We start from the raw sequence: 806 nt of genomic DNA on the forward strand, positions 1-806 counted from the left end.
CTCTTCCGATCTTGGCGAAGTTACAGCATTATCAGCAGGCCGCTGTTTTGTTGCCTTTGTACAAAGAGTTGCAGCAGCAACGCTCTGCGGTTGCAGAAGCTCAGGAGCAACAACATCTTCAGGCCAGTCAACTGCAGCAGTTAAAACATCAGCAGCAGTTGCAGTTGCAGCAAGCACAGGCTCTGGCGCTGCAACTACAGCAACAGGCGCAACAGCAGGTTCAGCAGTTACAACAACACAGTCAAAGCCTCACAGCGCAACTGGCGCAACAACCTTTTGGAGCAGAACTGACGGCTGCGGTTGCAGGCTGGAAACCCTTGCTGCACCAACGTCAGCAAATACGAGAGCAGCAGAATAAGCTGCAGGCTCAGCTTGCAAAAAATGACATTCAGCAAATACAGCAGCAGTTACAGCAAAAAAATGCTGAACTACAGCAACTGGAGCAGCAATTACAGCACAGTGCTGCGCTCTGTTCGATTGAGCTACCCAAGCTGCAACAGCAAATTCAGCAGTACATCCGTCAGCTTCAGACCTACCCGTTATTATTCAGGACAGCCGCGGCTTTACAGCAAAAATTGCAACAACGGCAACAAGAACAACAAGAGCTGCAACAAAAACAACACGACAGCCAGCAACTGCAGCAACAGGTGGCAGGTCTGCGGGAGCGTTTCAAATTATGCAGCGACAGAGTGGCCGATAAACAAAAACTAGTGCAGCAGGAGCGGCTGATTGCAGAACTCAGCAGTCACAGAGCCAGACTGCAACCGGGTGATGAATGTCCGCTTTGTGGCAGTACCAGCCATCCT

The 806-nt window shown here is 50.7% G+C and carries 1 pseudogene; it reads left to right on the forward strand.

The annotated features are described in order from the left end of the window. Positions 1-806: pseudogene (locus tag SD53_RS18670) on the forward strand (hypothetical protein); the annotation flags it as partial.

The sequence above is a fragment of the Rheinheimera mesophila genome (assembly GCF_000986865.1).
In the GTDB taxonomy this organism is placed as follows: domain Bacteria; phylum Pseudomonadota; class Gammaproteobacteria; order Enterobacterales; family Alteromonadaceae; genus Pararheinheimera; species Pararheinheimera mesophila.